This window comes from Acidovorax facilis, from assembly GCF_023913775.1.
GTDB lineage: Bacteria > Pseudomonadota > Gammaproteobacteria > Burkholderiales > Burkholderiaceae_C > Acidovorax > Acidovorax facilis.
This window is the reverse complement of sequence record NZ_JAMXAX010000075.1, coordinates 23,461-29,638: the sequence shown is the minus strand read 5'-3', so window position 1 is coordinate 29,638 and position 6,178 is coordinate 23,461. Positions and strand designations below refer to the sequence as shown.

General features: G+C 63.9%; 6 protein-coding genes. 1 reads left to right on the top strand and 5 read right to left on the bottom strand.

Features of this window, described 5'->3' with window-relative positions; all coding sequences use genetic code 11:
* Positions 1-41 precede the first annotated feature (41 nt).
* The gene (locus NFX52_RS18900) at positions 42-878 is read left to right on the top strand and encodes an anti-sigma factor family protein (RefSeq protein WP_252635780.1); all 837 of its coding nucleotides are present in this window, start codon (positions 42-44) and stop codon (positions 876-878) included.
* A 51-nt stretch (positions 879-929) separates the two neighbouring features.
* On the opposite strand, the gene NFX52_RS18895 is transcribed toward NFX52_RS18900, so the two are convergent.
* From NFX52_RS18895 to rbfA, 5 genes are all read right to left on the bottom strand, one after another.
* A complete protein-coding gene (locus NFX52_RS18895; RefSeq protein WP_055398155.1) occupies positions 930-2,024 on the bottom strand; it encodes an enoyl-CoA hydratase/isomerase family protein in 1,095 nt (364 codons plus the stop codon).
* Positions 2,021-2,896 (bottom strand): DMT family transporter, encoded by an 876-nt coding sequence (locus NFX52_RS18890; RefSeq protein WP_055398156.1) that lies wholly within the window; start codon positions 2,894-2,896, stop codon positions 2,021-2,023. The genes NFX52_RS18895 and NFX52_RS18890 overlap by 4 nt, the downstream gene beginning before the upstream one ends.
* Positions 2,897-2,987: 91 nt before the next feature.
* A complete protein-coding gene (gene typA / locus NFX52_RS18885; RefSeq protein WP_055398157.1) occupies positions 2,988-4,814 on the bottom strand; it encodes a translational GTPase TypA in 1,827 nt (608 codons plus the stop codon).
* The gene (gene truB, locus NFX52_RS18880) at positions 4,811-5,803 is read right to left on the bottom strand and encodes a tRNA pseudouridine(55) synthase TruB (RefSeq protein WP_055398158.1); all 993 of its coding nucleotides are present in this window, start codon (positions 5,801-5,803) and stop codon (positions 4,811-4,813) included. Before truB ends, typA begins: the two co-directional genes overlap by 4 nt.
* A 3-nt stretch (positions 5,804-5,806) precedes the next feature.
* Positions 5,807-6,178, bottom strand: coding sequence for a 30S ribosome-binding factor RbfA (rbfA, locus tag NFX52_RS18875; RefSeq protein WP_010458038.1), 372 nt, complete (start codon positions 6,176-6,178; stop codon positions 5,807-5,809).

Below are 6,178 nucleotides of genomic sequence, written 5' to 3'. Positions count from 1 at the left end.
CCCACCCACGCGCTGGCGAAAACAGCACCTGGCACGCCCTCGTGGACGGCCAATTGCCGCCCGCACAGGCGCAGGCGCTGCGCGAGCAATTGCAGGATGATCAGGAAGCGCAGGCCACACTGGCGCACTGGCAGGCACAGCGAGAGCAGCTACACGCCCTGCACCAGGACCTGCTCCACGCCCCCGTGCCCGATACGTTGATGGCCGCAGCATTGCGGGCCACGGACCGCCGGGAGCAGCAGGCGCAGTGGTGGCGTTGGGGTGGCATGGCCGCCTCCGTGTTGCTGGCCTTTGTGCTGGGGTGGACGGGACGCGGCCAGTGGCCCGCCGTGGCGCCCGGCAAAACGCTGGCGACGGGCAACGGCACCACGCTGGTGGTTGCCGAACCGGCACAACGCTTCGCCCAGCAAGCCGCAGTCGCCCACGCGGTGTACCAGCCCGAAGTCCGCCACCCCGTGGAAGTCACAGCCGCCCAGCAAGACCACCTGGTGCAATGGCTGTCCAAGCGGCTGGACCGCCCGCTCAAGGTTCCCGCGCTGGGCGCGCAGGGTTATGAACTGGTGGGCGGTCGCTTGTTGCCTGGCGACACCGGGGTGCGCGCGCAGTTCATGTACCAGAACAGCGCAGGCCAGCGGATCACGCTGTACCTGGGCGCCTTGGCTGCGGCATCCACCAGCCCTGGCCCCGCCAGCGACAACACGCCCCGTCCACAGCCACCGACCACCGCAAGCACGACCGCATTCCAGTTCACGCAAGAAGGCCCGGTGCCAGGCTTTTACTGGACGGACGCGGGCTTTGGCTACGCCTTGAGCGGACAGCTGTCGCGCACCGAGCTGCTGAGCTTGGCGACAGCGGCGTACCAGCAGTTGAACCCCTGACGCGCCGCCAGGGACTCTCCGGGTGGACTGGCCGGCTACAACCTTCGCCGATCAGGACAAATGGGCCAGCGGGTGGGCGTGTGCAGGCCAGGGGCTGGTGAAGAACTGCGCCACCATATCGGGCGTCACGTCCTCGATGCGGCCAGGGTTCCATTGGGGCGCATGGTCCTTGTCCACGGCCAGGGCTCGGATGCCCTCCACCGTTTCGCTCTGGCCGGGGCGCAGGAAGAAGCAGTGGCGCACCATGTCGCGCTCCATGCGCAGGTCGTCGGCCAAGCCCATGTCCCGTGCGCGGCGGATTTGTTCCAGCACCACGTGCAGCATGAGGGGCGAGCGCTTGCGCAGCGTGGCCGCCGTGGCGCGTGCCCAGTCACTGTCGGCCGCTTCAAGCGCCGCCACGATCTCGCCCACGCTGCCCAACGAAAAATATTGGTCAATTTGGCCCCTAGCGCTTTTCTGCAAAGCGCTAGCAGCTACAAATTTAGAAGCAACAGAGTCTTTGGCGGCAGCACCGCTGGCAAAGCTCTGGGTGCCCAGCGCCTCCCACACGGCCGCTTGCTGGTCAGCAGGCAGACAACCGTCCGCCAACCGGTTTTCGATGGCATCACCGGCGCCAATGGTGTCGCCGGTGAGCGCCAGCCATTCGCCCACACGACCGGGACACCGGCTCAGAAAATAGCCCCCCCCCACATCCGGGAACAGGCCAATGGCCGTCTCCGGCATGGCCATCTTCGTGCGCTCGGTCACCACGCGCAGGGCGGCGCCCTGGCTGATGCCCATGCCGCCACCCATCACGATGCCGTCCATGAAGGCGATGTAGGGCTTGGCGTAGTTGTGGATCAGGTGGTTGAGCGCGTACTCCTCGGTGAAGAAGTCCTCGATCAGCGGGTTGCCCTGGCTGCCCGCCTGGTGCAAAAAGCGGATGTCTCCACCGGCGCAGAAGGCACCAAACGGGCCTTCCTTGTTGCTGCCACGGATGGCCACGGCCAGCACCCGCGCATCGTTTTGCCATGCCAGCAAGATGCCCATGAGGTCACGCACCATGCCCAGCGAGAGGGCATTGAGCGCACGCGGGCGGTTCAACGTGATGAAGCCCACCTGGCCTCGCACTTCACTCAACACATCAGGCAATACCGTCTCCGTCATTTTTGTTCCTTCCAACCCAATAGTTCATTAAAAACCAGCGCACCGATCACGAGCACGCCTCCCGTCAGCACCGCCGGAGCAGGCTTTTCGCCTGCGCCCAGCCAGGCCAGCAAAATTCCAAAGATGACTTCGAGCAAGCCGAGCAACGCCATCTCTGGCGCCTTGAGCACCCGGCCGCAGCGCACGGCCAGCACACAAGGGATGGCCAATTGCACCACGCCCAACAGCGCCAGCAGGGCCAGGTCATGCCCTGAAGCCTGAAAAGGCAGCGCCAGCGGCAACGTAGCCACCACCGAGATCACCGCGCCGACCAGCACCGCAGGCACCAGGTCCACCGCATGGCCGTGGCGCTGCGAATGCTGCACCACCGTCCAGTTGATGGCGGCTGCCACCGGCACACACAGCGCCACCAGCGTACCTGCCAGGGGCAGGCCCGCCATCTGCGAACCATACATCCACCCAATGCCCAGCCCCGCCACGGCAATCGCGGCCCAGGTGCGCAGTGCGATGTGGTGGCCAATGAAAACCCTTGCAAACAGCGCGGTGAGCAGCGGCCCCACAGCCATCGTGACCAGCACATTGGCCACCGGCATGAGCACCAGCGCCACCATGAATGCCGTGAACATCACGCTCCAGCACACGCCAGAGATCCACAGCGCACGGCCGCTGTGGCGCATGGAGGCGAACACCGCCCTGCCCTGCAGCGCAGGCAGGATGACCAGCAGCGACAGCAGCGTGAAGAAGCTGCGCCAGAAGGTCACCTCAAAGCTCGCCGCATGCTCCAGGTGGCGCGTGACCACACCGGCAATGGACCACATGAGGGTCACGGCCACCATCAGCGCCACGGCACGGGAATGTGTCAATTTCAACAGAGGCTCCAGGATTCAGACGGCAAAAAGGCCACTGCGTCGCAGTGGCCCCTTTTTGAACGTGCTCTGAGCGCTTCTCTGAACGCTCCGCCGATCAGGACCGTGCAGCGCGCTTGCGCTCGTTCTCGGTCAGGTGGCGCTTGCGCAGGCGCACAGACTTGGGCGTGATTTCGACCAGTTCATCGTCCTCGATGAATTCCACGCCGTATTCCAGCGTCAGGTCGATCGGGGGCGTGATCTTGATCGCGTCTTCCTTGCCAGAGACACGGAAGTTGGTCAGCTGCTTGGTGCGCGTGGCGTTCACGATCAGGTCGTTGTCGCGGCTGTGGATGCCCACGATCATGCCTTCGTACACGGGGTCGTTCGCCTTCACGAACATGCGGCCACGGTCGTCCAGCTTGCCCAGGGCGTAGGTGAAGATTTCACCATCGTCCATGGAGATCAGCACACCGTTCTTGCGGCCACCGATGTCGCCCTTGTGCGGCTCGTAGCTGTCGAAGATGTTGGAGATCAGGCCCGAACCACGCGTCAGGTTCAGGAATTCGTTGGTGAAACCGATCAGGCCACGTGCGGGGATACGGTATTCGAGGCGTACGCGGCCACGGCCGTCGGACTCCATGTTCACCAATTCGCCCTTGCGCTCGCCCAAGGCCTGCATCACGCCGCCCTGGTGGCCTTCTTCGATGTCCACCGTCACCAGCTCGATAGGCTCGTGCTTCACGCCGTCGATGTCCTTGAACACCACGCGGGGCTTGGACACCGCCAGCTCGTAGCCTTCACGGCGCATGTTTTCCAAGAGGATGGTCAGGTGCAGTTCACCCCGGCCCATCACTTCGAAGATACCTTCTTCATCGGTCTCAGACACGCGCAGGGCCACGTTGTGCTGCAGCTCCTTTTGCAGACGGTCCCAGATCTGGCGGCTGGTCACGAACTTGCCTTCGCGGCCGGCCAGGGGCGAGGTGTTTACGCAGAAGTTCATGGTCAGCGTGGGCTCGTCCACCTTCAGCATGGGCAGCGGCGACGGATTGGCGGGGTCGGTCACGGTCACGCCGATGCCGATGTCTTCGATGCCGTTGATCAGCACGATGTCGCCAGGGCCCGCCAGCGGCGTCTGCATGCGATCAAGGCCCTGGAAGGTCAGCACCTGGTTGACACGGCCCTTGACGGACTTGCCATCGGGGCCTTCCATGACGAGCACATCCTGGCCGGGCTTGATGGTGCCCTGGCTGATGCGGCCCACGCCGATGCGGCCCACAAAGGTGGAGAAGTCCAGCGCCGAAATCTGCAGTTGAAGCGGAGCGGCTGGGTCGCCCGTGTTCGGTGGAACGTGCGAGAGGATCGTGTCGAACAGGGCCGACATGTCGGGACCCCACTGCTCACCAGGTGCGCCTTCTTCCAGCGACGACCAGCCGTTGATGCCCGAGGCGTACACCACGGGGAAGTCGAGTTGTTCGTCGGTGGCACCGAGCTTGTCGAACAGGTCGAACGCGGCGTTCACCACCTTGTCGGGGTTGGCACCGGGCTTGTCCACCTTGTTCACCACCAGGATGGGGCGCAGGCCCAGAGCCAGGGCCTTCTTGGTCACGAAACGCGTTTGGGGCATGGGGCCTTCTTGCGCGTCGATCAGCAGCACCACGCTGTCCACCATGGACAGCGCACGCTCCACTTCACCGCCGAAGTCCGCGTGGCCGGGGGTATCCACGATGTTGATGTGCGTGCCCTTCCAGCTCACGGCGCAGTTCTTGGCCAGGATGGTAATGCCACGCTCTTTTTCAATCGCGTTGTTGTCCATCACGGTGTCAACGACCTTTTCGTGGTCGGCGAAGGTGCCGGACTGGCGCAGCAGCTGGTCGACCATGGTGGTTTTGCCGTGGTCAACGTGGGCAATGATCGCGATGTTGCGGATTTGTTTCGTCGTCATAGTTTTTCCAATGTGCCGCTGGCTTGAGGGTGCGGCATGCCTTCCAAAATTTGTTGAATTTCCAGCGGACTCAGGAGCCTGTCCGGCACCAGCTCCCCGCCCACGATGTGGCCCACCCCCAGCAGTGCCGGAGGATTCTCGCCGAACACCGCCACGGCACTGGCATCGGGCCAAGTGCCACGGCGACGCACGCCCGACAGGAATCGGGCTGCATTCTCGCCGTCCAGCGTGACACGCACGTGTTGTGCCAGCAGCGACTCGGGCGCCTCCAGGCTGGCCAGGCGCTCCGCCTCCGGCATGGCTTCCAGCTGGGCCAGCGTGACGCAGCGCTCCACACCGATTCCACCCGTGTCGATGCGGCGCAAGAAGGTCAGGTGCGCGCCGCAACCCAGCGCCGCCCCGATGTCTTCACCCAGCGTGCGGATGTAGGTGCCTTTGCTGCAGGTTACTATTATTTTGATAGCTGCTTGCGCTTTATCTGTCTGCGTCAGGGTCAGTTTTAATGCATGAATGACGACATCGCGCGCTTCGCGCTCTACCGTGACACCTGCTCGCGCGTACTCGTACAGCGCCTTGCCGTCTTTCTTGAGCGCACTGTGCATCGGCGGCACCTGGCGAATAGGGCCGGTGAACTGCTCTTGCACGGCCGCAAGACGCTCACGGGTCAGCTGTGCCAAGTCCACATCACAGCGTTGCACCACATCGCCTTCGGCGTCGCCGGTGGTGGTGGTGGTGCCCAGCAGTGCAACGGCTTCGTAGGTCTTGGGCGCATCCAGCTGCAGCTGGCTGAACTTGGTGGCCGCGCCAAAACACAGCGGCAACACGCCGGTGGCCAATGGGTCCAGCGTGCCGGTATGGCCCGCCTTTTCGGCGCGCAAGAGCCATTTCGCCTTTTGCAAGGCATCGTTGCTCGAAAGGCCGAGCGGTTTGTCGAGCAGCAACACCCCATGCACAGGGCGCCGCTGCACCCTGGTGCGAGGCGCGTGCATGGACTACTCCTCTTTGGCGCGCGACGAAACAGCCTTGGCAATCAAGGCGTTCATGTCGGCCGCACGCTCGGAAGTGCGGTCAAACACAAAGTGCAGCGTGGGCACCGTATGGATGTGCAGGCGCTTGAACAACCCATTGCGCAAGAAACCTGCAGCCTGATTGAGCGCCGCCTGCGTTTCCACAGGGTCACCCGTCAACAGGCTGAAGAACACCTTGGCATGGGCGTAGTCGGGAGTCACCTCCACACCCTGCAGCGTCACCATGCCCACACGCGGATCTTTCAACTCGCGCGCGATCAGCTCCGTCAGATCGCGCTGGATCTGATCGGCGACCTTGAAGGCGCGGTTGGGGGTGGAAGATTTCTTCGCAGCCAT